This window comes from Actinoplanes sp. NPDC049599, from assembly GCF_044465625.1.
In the GTDB taxonomy this organism is placed as follows: domain Bacteria; phylum Actinomycetota; class Actinomycetes; order Mycobacteriales; family Micromonosporaceae; genus Actinoplanes.
This window is the reverse complement of sequence record NZ_JBITLX010000010.1, coordinates 128,364-147,035: the sequence shown is the minus strand read 5'-3', so window position 1 is coordinate 147,035 and position 18,672 is coordinate 128,364. Positions and strand designations below refer to the sequence as shown.

Sequence of the window (18,672 nt, the reverse complement as noted above, 5' to 3'; positions counted from 1 at the left end):
CGTTGTTAACGGTCACACTTTCGCCAGTTGTTTCATGGATGTCAATAGGTTGTTGCGGTCCGGAGGCGTGCGACGACAGAGACGACAGAGGGGCGTGACCGTCGACCGGCCACGCCCCACCCCGTTTCCGCCGGCGGCCTACAACGTCGCGAAGGCTCCGCAGGAGCTGTTGCCGCCCCAGACCGCCGTGGTCACCGCGAGCCCGGCGGCGAGCAGGGCGCCCGTCACACCGACGGTCGCGGCACGCTTGAGGTTGCGCACGTCATCTCCTCCAGATCTTGCCAGCGGGGACCGGCTCACCATCACATCCCGGCCTTGCCATCGGCTTGCCACGATCAGCGGGCGGCCAGCTCCAGCTCGGGCGCGTCGCCGATGACGGCGTCCTGCAGCCGGCGCAGCTGCGGGCCGGGCTCCAGGCCCAGCTCGGCGAGCAGCGTCCGGCGCACCTTGCGGTAGGCGTCCAGCGCGTCGGCGCGCCGCCCGCACCGGTAGAGCGCCAGCACGAGCTGCCCGTGCACCGGCTCGCGCAGCGGATGGTCGGCGGCCAGCCGGTACAGCTCGGGCACCAGCTCGGCGTGCCGGCCGGCGTCCAGGTCGGCGTCGATCCGCGCGCTGATCGCCGCGAACCGGGACTCCTCCAGGTCGTCGCAGAGCTGCTCGCGCACCGGGCCGACGGCGGTGTCGGCCAGCGCCGGGCCGTGCCACAGGTCGAGGGCCGTGCTGAGCCGCTCGGACCGCAGCCGCGGGGTCTCGATCCTCCGGGCCTGGCGGACCAGCGAGCGGAACCGGTGCAGGTCGACCGCCTCCGGCCGGACCCGCAGCGCGTACCCGGAGCCCCGCACCTCCAGGCGCGTGTGCCCGCAGTCCGGGGCGGCCGAGCGCAGCGCGGCGCGGATCCGGGACATCAGGCACTGCAGCGAGGTGCGGACCGCCGTCGGCGGCGCCTGTCCCCAGAGCAGGTCGACGAGGCGGTCGAAGGAGACGACCCGGGAAGGCTCCAGCACCAGCACGGACAGCGCCAGGCGTTCCTTGCGACGGTTCAGCTTGACCGTCTCTCCATGGGCGGTGCGGATCTGCACCGGTCCCAGCAGTCGAATGTCCATGTCGTCCAGCGGCCTCGATCCGATCGGCGGGCAGCCACCGGGACGGCGCCCGGCCGCGGCTGTGCCCGCCACGCTAGGGAGAGCCGATTACCGGACGCTTACCCGGTCAGCCGACCGGCGTCGCGGCGCGCAGCAGATCCGTCACGCCGGCCGCAGGCAACGGCCGCGCGAAGAGCCAGCCCTGGCCGGTGTCGCAGCCGAGCGCGCGCAGCCGGTCGGCCTGGAAGCGGGTCTCGATCGCCTCCGCCGTCACGCTGATGCCGATGGCGTGCGCCAGCCGGATGATCGTCTCCACGATCTGCTCGTCGACCGAGTCGCCGCCCGGCGTCCGCAGCCCGTCGACGAACGGCCCGGCCAGCTTGAGCGTGTGCACCGGCAGCCGGCGCAGGTAGGCGAAGTTCGAGTAGCCGGTGCCGAAGTCGTCGATCGCGATCCGGATGCCCCGCTCCGCCAGGCTGGACAGCGCCTGCAGCGGCCCGTGGGTGTCCATGATCGCGCTCTCGGTCAGCTCCAGCACCAGCAGGCCCGGGTCGAGCCCGGTGCGGGTCAGGATGCTGTCGACCTCGGCCGGCAGCGTCGGCTCGTGCGCCTGCGAGACCGTGATGTTGACGCTGACCGACAGGCGCAGGTCGGGGAACTGCTGCGCCCATCCGGCGGCCTGGGCGCACGCCTCCTCCAGGACCCAGCGACCGAGCGGCAGGATGATGCCGGTCTCCTCGGCGAGCTCGATGAACGCGTCCGGGGTCAGCACGCCGAGCACCGGGTGCTGCCAGCGCAGCAGCGCCTCGACGCCGGTCACCCGCTGGTCGGCCAGGGCCACCAGCGGCTGGTAGACCAGCGAGAACTCACGGCGGTCCAGCGCGTCGGGCAGGGCGGCGGCCAGCTCGTAGCGGGCCGCCTGCCGGGCGTTGCGGTCGGCGTCGTACATCACGAAGCGGCCGCGGCCCTCCGACTTCGCCACGTACAGGGTCAGGTCGGCGGCCTTCATGAGCTCGGCCGCGCTGATCGCGTGCACGCCGCTCTCCACCACGCCGATGCTGGCCGACAGCCGCATCCGGTGCTGGCCGACCTGGTACGGCTCGGCGAGCGCGGTGAGCGTCTTCTCGGCCAGCGCGGTCAGCTCGTCGGGCCCGCTGGAGTGCTCGACCAGCACCACGAACTCGTCGCCGCCCATCCGGCCCGCGACCTCCCGGAAGCCGGCGGCGCACTCGCGCAGCCGCTGGGCGACGGCCACCAGCAGCTCGTCGCCGACCTGGTGCCCCAGGGTGTCGTTGACCCGTTTGAACCCGTCCAGGTCGAGATAACACAGCCCGACCCGGTCCTCCGGGCCGGCGGTGCCGAAGATCCGGGCGAGGTGGTCGCCGACCATCGTGCGGTTCGGCAGGCCGGTCAGCGGGTCGTGGGTGGCCTGGTGCTCCAGCCGCTGCTTGAGCCGGCGCCGGTCGGTGATGTCCTGCACCATCGCGATGGTGAACTCCGGGTTGCCCCGCTCGTCGCGGATCAGCGACACCGTCAGGTCGGTCCAGACCACCGCCATGTCCTTGCGGTAGTAGGCCTTCTCCATCCGTACGTGATCATGCTTGCCGCCGATCAGCGCCTCGTACATCTTCCACATGTCCGGCGGATCCTCGGGATGGGTGAGCTGCGGCACCAGCAGGCCGCACATCTCCTCCGGGGTGTATCCCATCAGGTCGGCGAACGCCTGGTTGACCCGCACGATGCGGCCGTCCATCGTGCTCACGCCGATGCCGATCGCGGCGCCGTTGAAGATCGCCCGCAGCCGCTCCTCGCTCGCACGCAGCGCCCGTTCGGCGGCGGCGTGCGCGTTGAGCACGGCCCGGCCGAGCAGCTCCTGCTCGGCCATGGTGGCCGCGCGGATCGCCGCGGCGTACCCGGCGGCCACCGCGGACTGGATCTCGATCACCCGGTGCGGCCGGGCCGCGGCCGGGCCCGCCGCGGCCGGCAGGTCCGTGCCGATCAGCGTGATGGTGGCGGCGAGCACGGCGGGCTCGGTCAGGTGCGCCTCGACCAGCGCGGATCCCACCTCTCCGACCGCCCGCGGGTCCATGGTCCCGGCCCGGAACGCCTCGGCCAGCCGGTCGGTCAGCCGCCGGAGCAGGGCGTCGAGGTCGCCGAGATCCATCGGCACGAACCCCTCGTGCGCGACGCGCCGACGCCAGTCCGCGGCGAAACCGGCAAGCCCGGCCGCGCCACGATCGCCCTGCGAACCCATCCGATGCTCAGTCTTTCCTGCCGACGCCGGCGTACGCGCCGACCTGTTCCGGGTGCTCGTCCACCGGATCCTGCGGCTCCGGGCGCCACTGCGGTATGAACACCAGGCCGGGCTCGACCAGAGAGAACCCGTCGAAGTAGGCGGCGATCCCGGCCCGCGTGCGCAGCACGATCTCGGTCGCCGTGCGCGACGAGAGCCGCTGGGCCTCGATCACCTCGGGCGGCTGCCCGTCCGCGGTGGCGTGCGACACCAGCAGGTAGCTGCCCGGCGCCATCGCCTCCCGCAGGGACGCCACGATCTCGGCGGGCCGGTCGCCGTCCGGCACGAAGTGCAGCACGCCGGCGAGCAGCACGGCCACCGGCCGGGAGAAGTCGATCAGAGCGAGCTTCTCCGACTCGGCGAGCACCCGCTCCACGTCCCGGACGTCGGCGCAGATCACCCCGGCCCGGTCGACGCCGGCCAGGATCGCCCGGCTGTGCTCGACCGCGACCGGATCGATGTCGACGTAGACGACGGTCGCGTCGGGCGCGGCCTCCAGCGCGATCTCGTGCACGTTGCCGGCGGTCGGGATGCCCGAGCCGATGTCGAGGAACTGCCGGATACCCTCCCCGACCAGGTAGCGCACCGCGCGGCGCAGGAAGACCCGGTTGGACCGCATGGTCTCGCCGATGTTCGGGGTCATCGCGGCGATCTGCTCGGCCAGCGCCCGGTCGACGGCGAAGTTGTGCGCCCCGCCGAGGAAGTAGTCGTAGACCCGCGCGGCGCTGGGCCGGTTGACGTCGATGCCGGCTGGTACCCAGTCGGACGGTCCGGTCACGGTGGAGCCTCCCCTGTTCAAGACCACAACTGTCTATCGTCCCGGCTGGCGGATGGCAACTGGTTCGGCGTCCAGAACAATGTCCACCGTGGTTACCCGGTCGGCGCGGTTTTCCACCGCAAAGGACAATGGCGACGGGAGTTGCCGGATCCCGGCAACCCGGGCCGGGTGATCCCGGCCGGATCCCGACCTGGATTCCGGACCGGCCGGTCGCCACGATGAGGGCATGACAAGCGACCTTGCCGTGCTGGCCGAGGACTTGACCAAGTTCTACGGCCCGCACCGCGGCGTCGAGGGCCTGCACCTCGAGGTCGGCGCCGGTGAGGTCATGGGTTTCCTCGGTCCCAACGGCGCCGGCAAGACCACCACCATCCGGCTGCTGCTGGACTTCCTGCGGCCCAGCCGGGGCCGGGTCACGGTGCTGGGCCTGGACCCGCGCCGGGACAAGGCCGCGCTGCACCGGCAGCTCGGCTACCTGCCCGGGGACCTGACCTTCCCCGGCCGGGACACCGCCGACGAGCTGCTGCGTTTCTTCGGCGACGCGCGCGGCGGGGTGGCCCGGGCCCGGGTGACCGAGCTGGCCGGGCGCTTCGAGGTGGACCTGTCCCGGCCGGTCCGGGCGATGAGCCGGGGCAACCGGCAGAAGGTCGGGCTGATCCAGGCCTTCATGCACGAGCCCGCCCTGCTGATCCTGGACGAGCCGACCAGCGGCCTGGACCCGCTCATGCAGCAGGAGTTCCTGGCCCTGGTGCGGGAGGCGCGGGCGGCCGGCCAGACCGTCTTCATGTCCTCGCACGTGCTCGCCGAGGTGCAGCAGGTCGCCGACCGGGTGGCGATCGTGCGGGACGGCCGGCTGGCCGCCGTGGAGCGGGTCGAGTCGCTCGGCCGGCGCGCCGTCCGGGCCGTGGAGATCCACTTCCACGATCCGGTCGACCCGGGCGAGTTCGCCGCGCTGCCCGGGGTCGGCGACGTGGTCGTCACCGGGCCGGTGCTCAAGTGCACCGTCGACGGCCGCCTCGACCCGCTGATCAAGGCGGCGGCCCGGCACGAGGTCATCGACCTGCTCTCGGCCGAGCCCGACCTGGAAGAGACGTTCCTGTCGTTCTACTACCACTCCGAAGGAGCGGACGATGCCTCCCGCGCTCGTGCGTAAGACCTGGCGCGACGACCGCCGGGCCCTGGCCGGCTGGGCCGTCGGCATCGCCGCGTTCACCACGATCTACACGTCGTTCTATCCGCGGTTCCGGGGTGTGGCGGAGCTGAAGCAGGCGGCGCTGCCCAAGGGCATGCTCGACTTCCTCGGCATCGCCGACATGCTCTCGCCGGCCGGCTACCTGCAGGCGACGATCTTCAGCCTGCTCGGGCCGCTGCTGGTGCTCACCTGCGCGGTCACGCTGATCGCCCGCACCATCGCCCGGCCCGAGGAGGACGGCGGCATGGAGCTGCTGCTCACCATCCCGGTGTCGCGGTCCGCGTTCGCCGGTCAGCGGCTCGCCGCCACCGGCGCCGCCGTCCTGGTGATCGCGGCGATCCCGTGGGTCCTCCTCATGATCATCGTGCCCGCGATCGGGTTCGACCTGCCGCTGTCGCACGTGGCCGCGGCCGGTGCGGGGCTGGTCGCGCTGGCGTGCTGCTTCGCCGGGATCGCGTTCCTGGTCGGCGCGGCGACCGGCCGGCGCGGCACCGTCTCGGCGGTCACCGGCGTGCTGGCCGTCGCGACCTACCTGGCCAACGCGGTCAGCGACCTGGCCGGCGGGCTGAGCTGGCTGCGCTGGCTGTCGCCGTTCCACTACTACATCGGCACGGATCCGCTCACCACCGGCTGGCATCCCGGCGCCCTGCTCACGCTCGTGACCGTCGGCGTGCTCACCACGCTCGCCGGGGTCGTCCTGTTCGACCGCCGCGACGTCGGCGTCTGACATCCGCCCGGCGACCCCCGCTCGCCGCCCGGCGGGCACCTCTGGAGGAACGGCGCGATGAGTGACGACAGCCGGCTCGCCGACGCGTGGGCGGAGCTGCTGCACGGCCCGGCCGACGGCCGGGCGCTGCGGCAGGCTGCCCGGCTCGGCGCGCAGGCCGCCGACAGCGGCAGGCAGATGCGCGAGCTCGTCGACGGCGTCCTGGGCGCGGCCACGGCGCACTGGAAGACGGTGGTGCCGGCGGACTCCGCCGGTGCGGTGCAGGCACACGCCCAGGCCCTGCTGGAGACCACCCGCTCGCTGCTGGCGGCGGCCATCGACGGGTACGCCGGGCAGACCCGCGCGGAGCTGGACCGCCACGACCACGACCGGGCCACCTTCATCAACGACCTGCTCACCGGCCGCGCCGACCCGGGCCGGCTGGCCGAGCGCGCCCACCGCTACGGCATCCGGCTGTCCGCCACCCACACCGTCCTGGTCGCCCGCGCGGCCGGCCTGACCCCGGAGATCGTGCACCGGGTCGACGCCGCCCTCGCCGCCCGGTTCGGCGAGGGCAACACCCTCACCACGCTGCGCAACAACGACCTGGTCTGCATCAGCGCCGGCGGGCTCCGCGGGATCAGCGCCGAGCTGGCCCACCTGCTGCTGGCCGACCTCGGCGCCGGCCGCTGGCAGATCGCCACCGGCCGCACCCTGCCCGGCATGCAGGGCCTGGCCACCTCGCTGGACGAGGCCCACAACACCCTCGACCACGCCGCCCGGCTGGGCTTCACCGCGCCCGTGCTCAACGCCGCCGACCTGCTCGTCTTCCCGGTCCTGCTGCGCGACCGGGACGCCATCACCGACCTGGTCGGCGCCGTCCTCGGTCCGCTGCGGACCGCCCGTGGCGGGGCCCGCCCCTACCTCGACACCCTGGCGGTGCTCTTCGACAACCAGGGCAACTACACCGCCACCGCCCGGCAGATGCACCTGTCCGTGCGCGCGGTCACTTACCGCCTGGACCGCATCCGCGCCCTCACCGGCTACCACCCGGGTGAACCCACCCAGCGCTTCACCCTGCACGCGGCCGTCCTCGGCGCCCGGCTGCTGGGGTGGCCCGATGGGTGACGCGGCGATGTTCCGGGGGCCGATCGTCGCGGCCCAGGCGTACGATGCACCACGGAGTGCCGGGAGGCGACCATCCGCCCCCACTCCCCATTCCCTGTCCGGTCACGCGGTACGGGCCTCTCGCCGCCGCTCTCCGGTATCACCGAGCCCTGTCCCACCGTCCCTCCACAGAGGAGCTGACATGACCACGTCGACCGCGGCGATCTCCATCACCGCTCTGCACAAGTCGTTCGGCAGCGCGAAGGCCCTGGACGGGCTGGATCTGAGCGTGGCGGCCGGGGAGGTGCACGGCTTCCTGGGCCCCAACGGCAGCGGGAAGACCACCACCATCCGGGTGCTGCTCGGCCTGCTCCACCCCGACGCCGGCAGCGTCCGGATGCTGGGCGGCGACCCCTGGCACGACGCGGTCGCGCTGCACCGCCGGATCGCGTACGTGCCCGGCGACGTCACGCTCTGGCCGTCCATCACCGGCGGCGAGGTCATCGACCTGCTCGGCCGGATGCGCGGCGGGCTGGACCGGCGCCGCCGCGACGAGCTGCTGGAACGCTTCGATCTTGATCCGCGGAAGAAGGCCCGGACCTACTCCAAGGGCAACCGGCAGAAGGTCGCGCTGATCGCCGGGCTCGCCTCGGACGCCGAGCTGCTGCTGCTGGACGAGCCCACCTCGGGGCTGGACCCGCTGATGGAGTCGGTGTTCCAGCAGTGCATCCACGAGCTCAAGGAGCAGGGCCGCACGGTGCTGCTGTCCAGCCACATCCTGGCCGAGATCGAGGCGCTGTGCGACCGGGTGAGCATCATCCGGCTGGGCCGCACCGTCGAGTCCGGCACGCTGGCCGACCTGCGGCACCTGACCCGCACGTCCATCGCGGTGGAGACCAGCCGGCCGCTGACCGGCCTCGACACGCTGCCCGGCGTGCACGACGTCGTGGTCGACGACCACCACGCCCGGTTCGACGTCGACACCGCCCAGCTCGACACCGTGGTGCGCCGGCTCGCCCCGCTGGGGGTCCGCAGCCTCACCAGCACCCCGCCCACCCTGGAGGAGCTGTTCCTGCGCCACTACGGCGACGAGCGGACGGCCGGCGAGAAGGTGTCGTCGTGACCGGCACGCTGGGCCTGTTGCGGTTCATGCTCCGCCGGGAACGGTTCGGCCTGCCGTGGTGGCTGGCGGGGGCGACGCTGCTGATCCTGGTGCAGTCGGTGCAGAGCCAGAACCTGTACGGCACACCCGAGGCCCTGGAACGGCTGCGCCGGACGATCGGCGGCAACACCGCGGTGATCGCGATGAGCGGGCCGCCCACGCTGCTGCAGTCGATCGGCGGGGAGGTCGTCTTCGAGATCTTCGCGTTCGCGTCGATCGTGGTCGCGCTGATGAGCATGTTCCTGGTCGGCCGGCACACCCGCGCCGACGAGGAGACCGGGCGGGCCGAGCTGGTCCGCTCGGCCCGGGTGGGCCGGCACGCCCCGCTCGCGGCGGCGCTGCTGCTGGCCGGCCTGGCCGACGTCGCCGCCGGGGTGCTGCTGTTCGCCGCGGCGGCCGGCACCGACCTGCCGATCGGCGGCTCGGTGCTGTTCGGCGCGGCGATGACCGCCGTGGGCCTGCTGTTCGCCGCGCTCACCGCGGTCGCGGCCCAGGTCTTCGAGAACACCCGGGCGGTGTACGGCGCCGTCGCGCTCACCCTCGGCGCCTCGTACGTGCTGCGCGGGGCCGGTGACGTCGGCAGCGGCGCGCTGTCCTGGGCCTCACCGATCGGCTGGGGCCAGCGCACGTTCCCGTACGCCGGGGACCGCTGGTGGCCGCTGCTGTTCCCGCTGGCGGGGGCCGTGCTGCTGGTGACGGCCGCGGCCGCCCTGCTGCGCCGCCGGGACTTCGGCGCCGGCCTGGTGGCGCCCCGTCCCGGCCGGGCCACCGCGGCGCCGGCGCTGCGGAACGCGTACGCGCTGGCCTGGCGCCTGCAGCGGGGCAGCCTGATCGGGTGGACGGTGGGGCTCGTGCTGCTCGGCGTCGCGTACGGGTCGATGGGCGACACCATCGAGCAGTACGTACGGGACAACCCGGAGATCGCCGCGTTCCTCACCGGGGGCGCCGCGGACATCGTGGACGCGTACCTGGCGCTGAGCGCCGGCCTGGCCGCGCTGATCGTGGCGGCGTACGGCGTGTCCAGCGCCCTGCGGATCCGCGCCGAGGAGACCAGCGGCCTCGCCGAACCGGTGCTGGCCACCGCGACCAGCCGGCTCGCCTGGCTGGCCGGTCAGCTGAGCGTGCCGCTGGTCGGCAGCGCCGTGGCGCTGGTCGGCTATGGTCTCGCCGTGGGGGCCGCGTACGGCCTGACGGTCTCCGACTCCGGCCAGGTGCTCCGGATGGCCGGGGTGGCGCTGACCTACCTGCCCGCGGTGTGGCTGATCATCGCCGTGGTGGTGCTGGCCTTCGGCTGGCTGCCGCGGCCGGCCGCCGCGCTGAGCTGGATCATCGTCGGCTACTGCGCGGTCGTCACGCTCTTCGCCGACTCGTTCGACCTGCCCGGCTGGGTGCAGCGGGCGTCGCCGTTCAAGCACACCCCGCAGGTGCCGCTGGCCGACCTGGCGCTCACGCCGCTGATCGTGCTTCTCCTGCTGGCGGCTGCGGTCGCGGGCACCGGCTACGCGGGGCTGCGCCGGCGCGACGTCGGCTACTGAGCCGGGTACGGCCGGGGCGTTTCCCGTTCGGGCAGGGAACGCGCCCCGGCCGGTGCCCGTTCCGGCCGCTCCCGGCGCCCGGCGCCGGTCGTAGGGTGGCAGGATCGCGGCCCGCGACCTCGTCACCGTGCGAAGAAGTGATGCCCATGCGGACGTATTCGGCCGAGCAGATCTACGGCTTCGCGCTCAGTGCCGGGTTCGCGCCCGACGCGGCGGCCACCATGACCGCGATCGCCCTCGCCGAGTCCGGCGGCAACCCCGGCGCGCGCAACTCCTCCGGCGAGGACTCCCGGGGGCTGTGGCAGATCAACGCGGCGGCGCATCCCGACCTGGCGCGCCGGTACGACCTGTACGACCCGGTGCACAACGCCCGGGCCGCCTTCGAGGTCTCCGGCGGCGGGGCCGACGTCTCGCCGTGGACCGTCACCCACCACGGGGCCTCGGCCCGCTACCTGCAGTTCCGCGACGAGGCCCAGGACGCCGCGGTCGCGGCCGGCCAGCCGCCCGGCCTGGGCGTGTGGACCGGCACCGCCGGGTACGGCCACCCGCTCGCCCCCGGCGGCGGCAGCGGCGGCGGCGCACCCGCCCTGCTGCAGTCCGCGACCGGTGACAACGCGGCGCTGGACCGCTTCCTCGAGGTCGCCCGCGACCAGATCGGCGACCGGTACGTCTTCGGCGCCGAGGTGGACCTCGCCGACGCCGACCCGGAGGTCTTCGACTGCTCGGAGTTCACCCAGTGGGCGGCCGGCCAGGCCGGCGTGGAGCTGCCCGACGGGGCCACCCAGCAGTATCTGCACCTGAAGAAGCTCGGCGTGCTGGTGCCGGTCGAGGAGGCCAAGAACACTCCCGGCGCCCTGCTCTTCTCCTTCGACCGGGAGCCACGCCTCGGCGACGGGCGCACCCCGGGCGCGCACGTCGCGATCAGCCTCGGCGACGGCGCCACCGTGGAGGCCCGCAACTCCCGCGACGGCGTCGGCCAGTTCACCTCCGGTGACCGGTTCCAGTACGCCGCGGTGATCCCGGGCATCTCCGACGGCGAGGCCACCGTCCCGCCGGCCACCCTGCCGCCGGTCGAGCCGCAGCCCCTGCTGGGCGGCGCGGACACCGACCAGGACGGGCTGAGCGACGCGTACGAGCAGCAGGCCGGCTTCGACGCGGCCAACCGGGACACCGACCGGGACAACCTGCCCGACGGCTACGAGGCGGTGGTGCTGCGGACCAACCCGATGCTGGCCGACAGCGACGCCGACGGGCTCTCCGACGCGTTCGAGATCCCCAGCGGGCTGGACCCGAACTCGCCGGACACCGACCGCGACGGCCACCTCGACGGCAGCTTCGCGGCCGAGTGGCAGGACGACGACCGGGACGGGCTGGACAACCGGCTGGAACAGGTCACCGGGTTCGACCCCACCCGGGCCGACAGCGACAACGACGGCATCGCCGACAAGCTCGAGCTGCAGAGCGGTGCGGACCCGGCGGGCGACCAGCCGGCCCACCCGCTCGGGGCGGCGCACCCGCTGGGTCCGGCCGACCCGCTGGGCACCGACCCGTACGACAGCCCGGTCAGCTGAGGCCGGAGGGCGGCGCCGGATGCACGTGGAGATCGCGGTGCCGCACGTGCCGGCCGACCTCGCCCCCGGCACCCGCACGACCGTGCCGGTCGAGCTGCACAACCCGTCCGGCGCGGCGGTCAGCGTGCGGTTGTCCGTGGCGCGCGGCCGGGTCGGCGACTGGGCGGCCGTCGAGCCGGCGACCGCCGACCTGGCCCCCGGCGGGCACACGACCGTCGAGGTGATCTTCGAGCCGCCGGCCGGGACCGCGGCGGACGCCGCCCTGCTCCCGTTCACCGTGCGGGCGGCCGACGCCGCCGACGACGCCCGGATCGGGTCGGCGACCGGGCTGGTGCGGCTGTCCGGGCCGAACGACCTCACCGCCACGCTGGGCGCCGAGGTGGGCACGGCGGTGGTCGGCCGGTACGCGCTCTGGGTGCAGAACCGCGGGACGGCGGCGGTCAGCCTGGGGCTGGCGGTGCGGCTGGAGCCGGGCGCCGGGCGGGCCACGGTGGAGCCGGCCGTCGTGGAGGTCGCGCCGGGCGGCACCGCGACCGCCCGGGTCACCACGCATCCGCGGCGGCGGCTGGCCGGCGGCCCCACCAGCTACGGGGTCGTGGTGGCGGGTCGCGACCTCTCCGGCGGTGGTGACGGCCGGCAGGTGCTGACGGTACGGGCGGACGGCGCGGCTCCCGCCCGTACGGGTGCCGCCGTGGCGCTGGCTGTGCTGGCCGTGCTGGTGGTCGCCGGGGCCCTGGTCGCCTGGCTCGCCCCGGACCGGTTGCCGTTCCGCGACCGGGAGGCCACCCCGCCGGCCGGCACCGCACCCGCCGGCCCGGGGGCGGTACGGCGGCCGTACGTGATGGTCGACTCCCGCCCGCAGCTGGCCCCCGCGGACCGGGCCGCCGCCGAGGCCACCCTGGCCCAGCTGACCGCCGTCGGCCTGCCGGTCCGGCTGGTCGACAGCAAGACCTCCGACGAGATCGCCGACGGGACCAACGGGTTCTGGGTGGTGCTGCACGACGGCTTCGCCACCGCCGAGGAGGCCGACGCCTTCTGTGCCCGGTTCCGGGGCGTGACGCCGCAGTGCGAGGTCGTCCGCTGACCGGCGGCGCCGTGCCCGATCGGGCAGCGGACTGCCCCGGAAGGTGGCACGTCCGGCCATCCTCGGCCGCCCGGCGCCGGCCGTAGCGTGGAGGGCACGCTTCGGGAGGGACTCGTGGAGTACGGCCTGGGTGTCGACCTCGGAACCACCTTCACCGCGGCCGCGGTGCGGGTGCAGGACCGCCTGGAGATCGTCCAGCTCGGCTCCCAGCGGCCGGAGATCCCGTCGGTGGTCTTCGTCAAGGCCGACGGTGAGATGCTGATCGGCGACGCCGCCGACTGGCGCGGCGACGCCGAGCCTGACCGGCTGGTCCGCGAGTTCAAGCGCCGGATGGGCGACCCGGTGCCGATCATGGTGGCCGGCTCGCCGTACTCGGCGCACATGCTGACCGCGCGGCTGCTCCGGCACGTCGTCGACACCGTGACCCGGATGCGGGAGGGGCCGCCGCGCCGCATCACCATCGCGCACCCGGCCAACTGGACGCGGTTCAAGCGGGACTTCCTGAGCCAGGCCGCGCACCTCGCCGAGCTGGACGACGTCACGTTCCGCACCGAGCCGGAGGCGGCGGCCCTGCAGTACGCGGCCGCCGAGCGGCTCGCGGCCGGCGAGACCCTGGCCGTCTACGACCTCGGCGGCGGCACCTTCGACGCCGCGGTGCTGCGCCGCACCGCCACCGGCTTCGAGCTGCTCGGCGAGCCGGAGGGCATCGAGCACCTGGGCGGCGGCGACTTCGACGAGGCCGTGCTCGACCACGTGACGACCATCCTCGGTCCCGCCTTCGCGGCACTGGACTTCGACGACGACGACGTGGTGGTGGGCCTGGCCCGGCTGCGCCGGGACTGCGTGCGGGCCAAGGAGAACCTGTCCGCGGACACCGAGACCACGGTCCAGGTGGCGCTGCCGGGGCTGCACCAGCGGGTCCGGCTCAACCGCTCGGAGTTCGAGGCCGGGATCGGTCCCCCGCTGGAGCAGACGGTGGCGGCGATGCGCCGCGCGCTGCGCTCGGCCGGGGTCGCCCCGGCGGAGCTGCGCTGCATCCTGCTGGCCGGCGGCACCTCCCGGATCCCGCTGGTGGGGCAGCTGCTGGCGGCGGCGTTCGACCGGCCGCTGGTGCTGGACGCGCACCCGGAGCACAGCGTCGCGCTGGGCGCCGCGCTGGCCACCGGCCCGGGCCCCGCGCCCGGGGCCGCACCCGCGCGGGGCGCCGTGACGGCGGTGGGCACCGCGGCGGTGCCGGTCGTCGCCCCCGTCCCGGCCCGGCCCCGCGGACGGTGGCGGGAGTCGGTGCGGGCGGCCGCCGGGCGGACCTGGTCCACGCTGGCCACCCGGCACGGCCGGCTCGTGGCGGGCGCCGGCGGCGTGACGGCCGCCGCGGTGGTCGCGGCCCTGCTCTGGTGGCCGAACGCCGACGCCGACGACTCCCCGCCGCCGGTCCCGTCCCCGTCCCCGTCCGCGCCGGCCGGCCCGGTGCAGCTCTTCGCGGCCGCGGTGCAGGGCCCGGTCGGCACGGCCGCCGCGATCGACGCCGAGCGGGTGTACGTCACCACCGGCCGGACGGTCCGGGCGGTCCGCCGCGCCGACGGCAGACCGGCCTGGCCGGAGCCGTTCACCGCGCCGGCCGAGATCACCGCGGCGCCCCAGCTGGCCGGCGACACCCTCTACGTGCCCGGCAGCGACCAGCGCCTCTACGCCCTCGACACCGCCGACGGCACCCGGCGCGACCGGATCAGCACCGGCGCCCGCGATCCGGGCCCGCCCAGCGTCGCCGGTGACGCCGTCTACTTCGGCACCTCCGGCGGCTCGGTCCGCAAGCTGCGCGCCGCCGACCTGCGCGAGCAGTGGCGGTTCCAGACCGGCAACGCGGTCTCCCAGCCGCCCGCGGTCGCGGCCGGCCTGGTGGTCGCGAGCAGCGGCGACGGTTCCGTGTACGCCTTCGACGACGACACCGGCAATCGGCGGTGGAGCGTCGAGGTGGCGCCCTCGTCCGCCCCGGTCATCGCCGGCGGCCGGGTCTTCGTCGGCAGCGACGACCAGCACCTGCACGCCCTCGACGCGGACAGCGGCGAGACCGCCTGGACCTTCAGGACCGGCGCCCCGGTGGAGTCCACCCCGACCGTGGACGGCGCGCTGGTGCACCTCGGCGGGCGGGACGGCACCGTCTACGCGGTCGACGCGGCGACCGGCGTCGAACGCTGGCGGTTCGCCGGTGCGGCGGGCGAGGAGTTCGGCTCCCCGGTGGTCACCGCGGGCGTCAGCTACGTCGCCGCCACCAGCGGCCGGCTGTACGCGCTGGACGCCGCGACCGGGCGCCCGCGCTGGACGTACGACCTCAAGGGTGAGCCGGCACCGCCGCGCCTGGCCGATGGCGTGCTCTACATCGGCACGGCCGCCGAGGTCGTGTACGCCCTCCGGGTGGGTCCGGCGGTCCCCGGCCTGCCGTCCGTGGCGCCGTCCCGGTCGGCGGTCGCCCCGCCGAGCCCGGCCCGGTTGCCGCAGCCGACCCCGCGCCCGCCCACCACCGAGCCAGGCCGCCCGCCCACCAGCCCGACGAAGAAGCCCACCAGGACCTCCCGGCCGCCGAAGACCACCAAGCCGACGACCGCCACGACCCCCACCACGCCGCCGACCACGGATGTCCCCGACCCGACGGTCACGCCGGACGGTCCCGGCGACGGCGGCTGACCGGCCCTACCCGGCCCGCGGCGCCTGCAGGCCGGCCAGGATGCCCTCGCAGGTGCGCACCGTCGCCCGCGCCGCCGCGCGCATCTCGTGCACCGACATCGGGTGCTCGGCGATCCGCCGCCAGCGCCGAAGCGCCTGCCCGGCCTCCGCGAGCAGCACCTCCGGCGGCGCGTCCGGCGGCTGGCCGAGCCGGACCGCGGGCTCCGCGCCGGAGCCGCCCAGCAGCCGTTCCATCTCCGCCAGCCGGTCCGGCGCCCCGGGCAGCCGGCCGGAGCTCAGCAGGTGCAGCAGCCGGATCTCGACGAACTCGTGCGCGCTGGCCCGGATCTCCTCGGCCCGGGCGGCCAGGTCGCCGCCCGCGTCGTAGCGGTGGGTGCGCAGCAGGTCGTCCAGGGCGGCCAGCGCGGAGCGGGCCTTGAGCACCTCGCGGCGGCCGAGGAACTGCGCGGCGAGGACCTCCTGGAGCCGGTCCAGGCCGCTGCGGACGGTCAGTTCCCGGGCCAGCGCGTCGGCGCTGCGCACCGTGCCGTCGCGGATCAGCTGGACCCCGAGCCGGACGCCGAACAGGCCCAGCCGGTCGAGCACCCGCTCGCGCTCGGGCTCGGCCGCGGCCGGCCCCGGGCGGGACGCGACGAACCGATCGGCGGTCAGCAGCACCGCGACGAGGTCCGCGGCCGGCGCCCCGGCGAGCGCCCGGAGCGTGCGGAACTCCTCCTCGCGCAGCGTGGCGCCGGCCGCGCCGAGCAGCCCGGCCACCGGCACGACGATCGGGCACAACCGGCGCAGCCGCTCGTCGGCCTGGTAGCGGGCGGCCACGGTGCCGGCGGTGGCCATCGCGTCCAGCCGGCAGCCGCCGATCTCGTCGGCCCGGGACAGCACGCCGACGGCGTTGATCGGGGAGCCGCGGGCCAGGTCGTCGCCGCGGAACGCCTCCAGGAAGCGGATGTCGGTGCTGTGCATGTGGCGCAGCAGGTAGACGACGGCGTCGGCCTGGGCCCGGTGCTCGTCGTCGGCGCCGAGGTGGGCCAGGGTCCGCACCGACACCTCGGCGGAGATGGAGGCCAGGCCGGGGGTGTCGATCAGGGTGTGCTCGCGCAGCCGCCGGCTGGGCAGCTCGACGTCGAGCCGGTCCACCCGGTCGGCCGGATGCCCGAGGTCCACCCGGATCGCCCCGGACTCCCGCCGGAACGGCCGCTGCTCGGCCGGCCCGCCGCTGAGGTGCACGACCACCCGGTACGCCGGCCCGTCCCGGTACCAGGTGACGATCTTGGTGCACTCCCCCGCGTCGGTGGGCGCGAGCTCCTCGCCGACCATCGCGTTGAGCAGCGTCGACTTGCCGGCCTTGACCTTGCCGGCGATCGCCACCCGCAGCGGCTCGTCCAGCCGGCGCAGGGCCGCGCTGACCACCGCGCGGGCGTCCGGCTCGCCGATGTCGCGGCCGGCCAGCAGGAGCAGCTCGCGGACCCGTTCCAGCAGCTGCCGCGTCATGATCCGCCGCCGGATCGGGTCAGGCTCCGGCCCACCCGGTCGAGGTCCTGCGCGCGGCTGTCCAGTTCCCGGGCCCGGCCGGCCCGTTCCGCCGCGGGCAGGTCGCCGGCCTGCCGGACCGCCACCAGGGCCTGGGCCGAGGACCGCTGCGCCGCCATCGCCCGGGACGCGAACTCGTCGCGAAGGTAGCGCTGCGCCCGGCGGACGGCGTCACGGGAGTCGTTGCCGACCACGAAGCCCACCTCGTCGACGTAGCGCCGCAGCTCCTGGCGGGCCAGCTGGCGGCGCTGCTCCAGCTGGCGGCCGCGTTCGATCTTCAGCAGCCGGTGGCCGACGACGAGGCCGGCGACCGCGCCGACCGGGCCGAGGAACGCCATCTCCAGCAGCGTGCCGACCGCGTGCGCGACCACGACACCACCCACGGCGAGCCGGGCCGCGGTGAACATCCCCAGCCAGCGGCCGGCCGACCGGTCCTCGCGCAGCCGCGGGCCGTCGACCGCGGACAGGGCGCCTTCCAGGGCGGGCAGGTCCAGGTCGAGGGCGCCGTACTCGTGGTCGAAGTGCTCGGCGACGTCGCGGGCGAGCTCGTCGGCGCGGGCGACCAGCGCGTACAGGTTGTCGACGGCGACCGCGGTCGCCTCCTTGGCCGCCCAGGCCTCGAAGTCGGGCCAGGTGTCCTTGGGGTCGCCCAGCTCCAGCAGCGCCTCGCCGCGCCGCAGCATGGACCGCAGCCGTTCCCGCAGGTCCTGGTCCACATTTGTGCCGAGGTCCTGGATGCCGTCGTTGAGGGCGGTCTGCCAGGAGGCCGCGGGGCCGGCCAGGCGCGCGCTGCGGCGGACCTGCTCGGCCAGCCGGTCGGCGAGCTCCGCGGACGCCTCCGGGTGGTGCGCGGCGGTGCGCTCGACGGCGACCTGGTTGCGCAGTTCGCCGAGGACGAACGCGACGTCGCGGTGGGTCGCGGCCACGGTGGCGGACTCGGCGCCGGCGACCACCTCCGCGGCCAGGATCCGCAGCAGCGCGGGGAAGCCGGACTCCTCGTTCAGGGCGTCGTCGCCGGTGCGGCCGGCGTGCAGCCGCAGGAACGACGAGACCGCCACGATGCGCGGCGACAGCCCGGCCCGGGCCAGGTGGGCGCGGTTGAGCTCGGCGATCCGGCGCCAGTGCCCGTGCAGGTCGGTCTTGGTCATGACGCACACGACCGCCGGGCAGCCCGCGACGGTACGCCGCAGGAAGTCCAGCTCCGGCTCGGTCAGCTCCTGCGCGGCGTCGGTGACGAACAGGGCCGCGCGGGCCAGCGGCAGCACGCCCAGGGTCAGGTTGCCGTGCGCCGAGTCCAGGCCGCCGACGCCGGGGGTGTCGACGAAGCTCATCCCGCCGCGCAGCAGCCGGCGGTCGAGCCGGACCTCCACGGTGCGGACCGGCCGGCCGTCGTGGCCGCCGGCGACGACCTCGCGCAGCCGGTCGAAGGGCACCGCGATCCGGGCCGGGTTCTCCCCCTCGGCACCCACGAACGCGGCGGCCGAGGGCGGCGTCCCGTACCGCACGACGGTCGGCACGGCGGTGACGACGTCGGCGTCGACCGGGCACACGTCGGTGCGCAGCAGCGCGTTGATCAGCGTGCTCTTGCCCTGCTTGAACTCGCCGACCACGGCGATCGGCACGTCCTCGCCGGTCAGCCGGGCGCTGATCCGGTCCAGCCGGGCCACCAGGTCGCTGCGGCGCGCCTGCTCGGCCATCCGGCGCACCTCGCCCAGATCGGCCAGCGAGCGCGCCACCGCCGCACTCTGTGTCACGCCGGCCTCCCTCAGTGACGCCCTACCCAGAACTCTCCGTCACCACCGAGGGGGTGTAAACCCGCTTCCGGGGTCGCCGCCCGCGGGGTCCGCCGATCAGGCACCCGCGTTCCGGCCTTTCGGGCAGCAGTTCCGGGACGTTGAGTGCACGTTTACTGCACGCGGAGTCGTCAACCGCATCCTGGTCGGGCTGTTCGCA

Annotated in this window: 14 protein-coding genes; 8 read left to right on the top strand and 6 right to left on the bottom strand. The window is 75.0% G+C overall.

Annotated elements, in window-relative coordinates; all coding sequences use genetic code 11:
* Nucleotides 1–138 precede the first annotated feature (138 nt).
* The 4 genes from ACIBQZ_RS20055 to ACIBQZ_RS20040 form a co-directional block, all read right to left on the bottom strand.
* Nucleotides 139–261, bottom strand: coding sequence for a hypothetical protein (locus ACIBQZ_RS20055; protein WP_396090225.1), 123 nt, complete (start codon nucleotides 259–261; stop codon nucleotides 139–141).
* Between the two features lie 74 nt (nucleotides 262–335).
* Nucleotides 336–1,103 (bottom strand): BTAD domain-containing putative transcriptional regulator, encoded by a 768-nt coding sequence (locus ACIBQZ_RS20050; RefSeq protein ID WP_396090224.1) that lies wholly within the window; start codon nucleotides 1,101–1,103, stop codon nucleotides 336–338.
* Nucleotides 1,104–1,209: 106 nt separating this feature from the next.
* Nucleotides 1,210–3,336, bottom strand: coding sequence for a putative bifunctional diguanylate cyclase/phosphodiesterase (locus ACIBQZ_RS20045; protein ID WP_396090223.1), 2,127 nt, complete (start codon nucleotides 3,334–3,336; stop codon nucleotides 1,210–1,212).
* 7 nt (nucleotides 3,337–3,343) lie between these two features.
* A complete protein-coding gene (locus tag ACIBQZ_RS20040; protein WP_396090222.1) occupies nucleotides 3,344–4,153 on the bottom strand; it encodes an SAM-dependent methyltransferase in 810 nt (269 codons plus the stop codon).
* Nucleotides 4,154–4,379: 226 nt separating this feature from the next.
* Here ACIBQZ_RS20040 and ACIBQZ_RS20035 point away from each other — a divergent pair, with 226 nt between their 5' ends.
* The 8 genes from ACIBQZ_RS20035 to ACIBQZ_RS20000 all read left to right on the top strand — a co-directional run bounded on the left by ACIBQZ_RS20035 (nucleotide 4,380) and on the right by ACIBQZ_RS20000 (nucleotide 15,192).
* Nucleotides 4,380–5,306: an ABC transporter ATP-binding protein gene (locus ACIBQZ_RS20035; protein ID WP_396090221.1), complete on the top strand. Its 927-nt coding sequence runs from the start codon at nucleotides 4,380–4,382 to the stop codon at nucleotides 5,304–5,306.
* The gene (locus tag ACIBQZ_RS20030) at nucleotides 5,284–6,072 is read left to right on the top strand and encodes an ABC transporter permease subunit (protein WP_396090220.1); all 789 of its coding nucleotides are present in this window, start codon (nucleotides 5,284–5,286) and stop codon (nucleotides 6,070–6,072) included. Before ACIBQZ_RS20035 ends, ACIBQZ_RS20030 begins: the two co-directional genes overlap by 23 nt.
* Before the next feature lie 57 nt (nucleotides 6,073–6,129).
* The gene (locus ACIBQZ_RS20025; RefSeq protein ID WP_396090219.1) at nucleotides 6,130–7,179 is read left to right on the top strand and encodes a PucR family transcriptional regulator; all 1,050 of its coding nucleotides are present in this window, start codon (nucleotides 6,130–6,132) and stop codon (nucleotides 7,177–7,179) included.
* Nucleotides 7,180–7,360: 181 nt separating this feature from the next.
* On the top strand, nucleotides 7,361–8,281 hold the full coding sequence (locus ACIBQZ_RS20020; RefSeq protein WP_396090218.1) for an ATP-binding cassette domain-containing protein: 921 nt from the start codon (nucleotides 7,361–7,363) through the stop codon (nucleotides 8,279–8,281).
* Nucleotides 8,278–9,855, top strand: a complete 1,578-nt coding sequence (locus ACIBQZ_RS20015; RefSeq protein WP_396090217.1) for an ABC transporter permease — start codon at nucleotides 8,278–8,280, stop codon at nucleotides 9,853–9,855. The genes ACIBQZ_RS20020 and ACIBQZ_RS20015 overlap by 4 nt, the downstream gene beginning before the upstream one ends.
* A gap of 146 nt (nucleotides 9,856–10,001) precedes the next feature.
* Nucleotides 10,002–11,426 carry a transglycosylase SLT domain-containing protein gene (locus ACIBQZ_RS20010; RefSeq protein WP_396090216.1) on the top strand — a complete coding sequence of 475 codons (1,425 nt, stop codon included), beginning with the start codon at nucleotides 10,002–10,004 and terminating at the stop codon, nucleotides 11,424–11,426.
* Nucleotides 11,427–11,445: 19 nt separating this feature from the next.
* Nucleotides 11,446–12,510, top strand: coding sequence for an SPOR domain-containing protein (locus tag ACIBQZ_RS20005; RefSeq protein ID WP_396090215.1), 1,065 nt, complete (start codon nucleotides 11,446–11,448; stop codon nucleotides 12,508–12,510).
* A gap of 114 nt (nucleotides 12,511–12,624) precedes the next feature.
* A complete protein-coding gene (locus ACIBQZ_RS20000; RefSeq protein WP_396090214.1) occupies nucleotides 12,625–15,192 on the top strand; it encodes a PQQ-binding-like beta-propeller repeat protein in 2,568 nt (855 codons plus the stop codon).
* A gap of 6 nt (nucleotides 15,193–15,198) precedes the next feature.
* On the opposite strand, the gene ACIBQZ_RS19995 is transcribed toward ACIBQZ_RS20000, so the two are convergent.
* Entirely contained in the window at nucleotides 15,199–16,680 is a 1,482-nt protein-coding gene (locus ACIBQZ_RS19995) for a dynamin family protein (RefSeq protein ID WP_396090213.1), read from the bottom strand.
* The gene (locus ACIBQZ_RS19990; protein ID WP_396090212.1) at nucleotides 16,677–18,473 is read right to left on the bottom strand and encodes a dynamin family protein; all 1,797 of its coding nucleotides are present in this window, start codon (nucleotides 18,471–18,473) and stop codon (nucleotides 16,677–16,679) included. Before ACIBQZ_RS19990 ends, ACIBQZ_RS19995 begins: the two co-directional genes overlap by 4 nt.
* Between the last annotated feature and the right edge of the window lie 199 nt (nucleotides 18,474–18,672).

What these genes read in the sequence shown, in the direction of transcription:
- ACIBQZ_RS20010 (WP_396090216.1), top strand. Translation starts at nt 10,002, where the DNA reads ATGCGGACGTATTCGGCCGAGCAGATCTACGGCTTCGCGCTCAGTGCC.
- ACIBQZ_RS20030 (WP_396090220.1), top strand. Translation starts at nt 5,284, where the DNA reads ATGCCTCCCGCGCTCGTGCGTAAGACCTGGCGCGACGACCGCCGGGCC.
- ACIBQZ_RS20045 (WP_396090223.1), bottom strand. Translation starts at nt 3,336, where the DNA reads ATGGGTTCGCAGGGCGATCGTGGCGCGGCCGGGCTTGCCGGTTTCGCC.
- ACIBQZ_RS19995 (WP_396090213.1), bottom strand. Translation starts at nt 16,680, where the DNA reads ATGACGCGGCAGCTGCTGGAACGGGTCCGCGAGCTGCTCCTGCTGGCC.
- ACIBQZ_RS20005 (WP_396090215.1), top strand. Translation starts at nt 11,446, where the DNA reads ATGCACGTGGAGATCGCGGTGCCGCACGTGCCGGCCGACCTCGCCCCC.
- ACIBQZ_RS20020 (WP_396090218.1), top strand. Translation starts at nt 7,361, where the DNA reads ATGACCACGTCGACCGCGGCGATCTCCATCACCGCTCTGCACAAGTCG.
- ACIBQZ_RS20050 (WP_396090224.1), bottom strand. Translation starts at nt 1,103, where the DNA reads ATGGACATTCGACTGCTGGGACCGGTGCAGATCCGCACCGCCCATGGA.
- ACIBQZ_RS20025 (WP_396090219.1), top strand. Translation starts at nt 6,130, where the DNA reads ATGAGTGACGACAGCCGGCTCGCCGACGCGTGGGCGGAGCTGCTGCAC.
- ACIBQZ_RS20035 (WP_396090221.1), top strand. Translation starts at nt 4,380, where the DNA reads ATGACAAGCGACCTTGCCGTGCTGGCCGAGGACTTGACCAAGTTCTAC.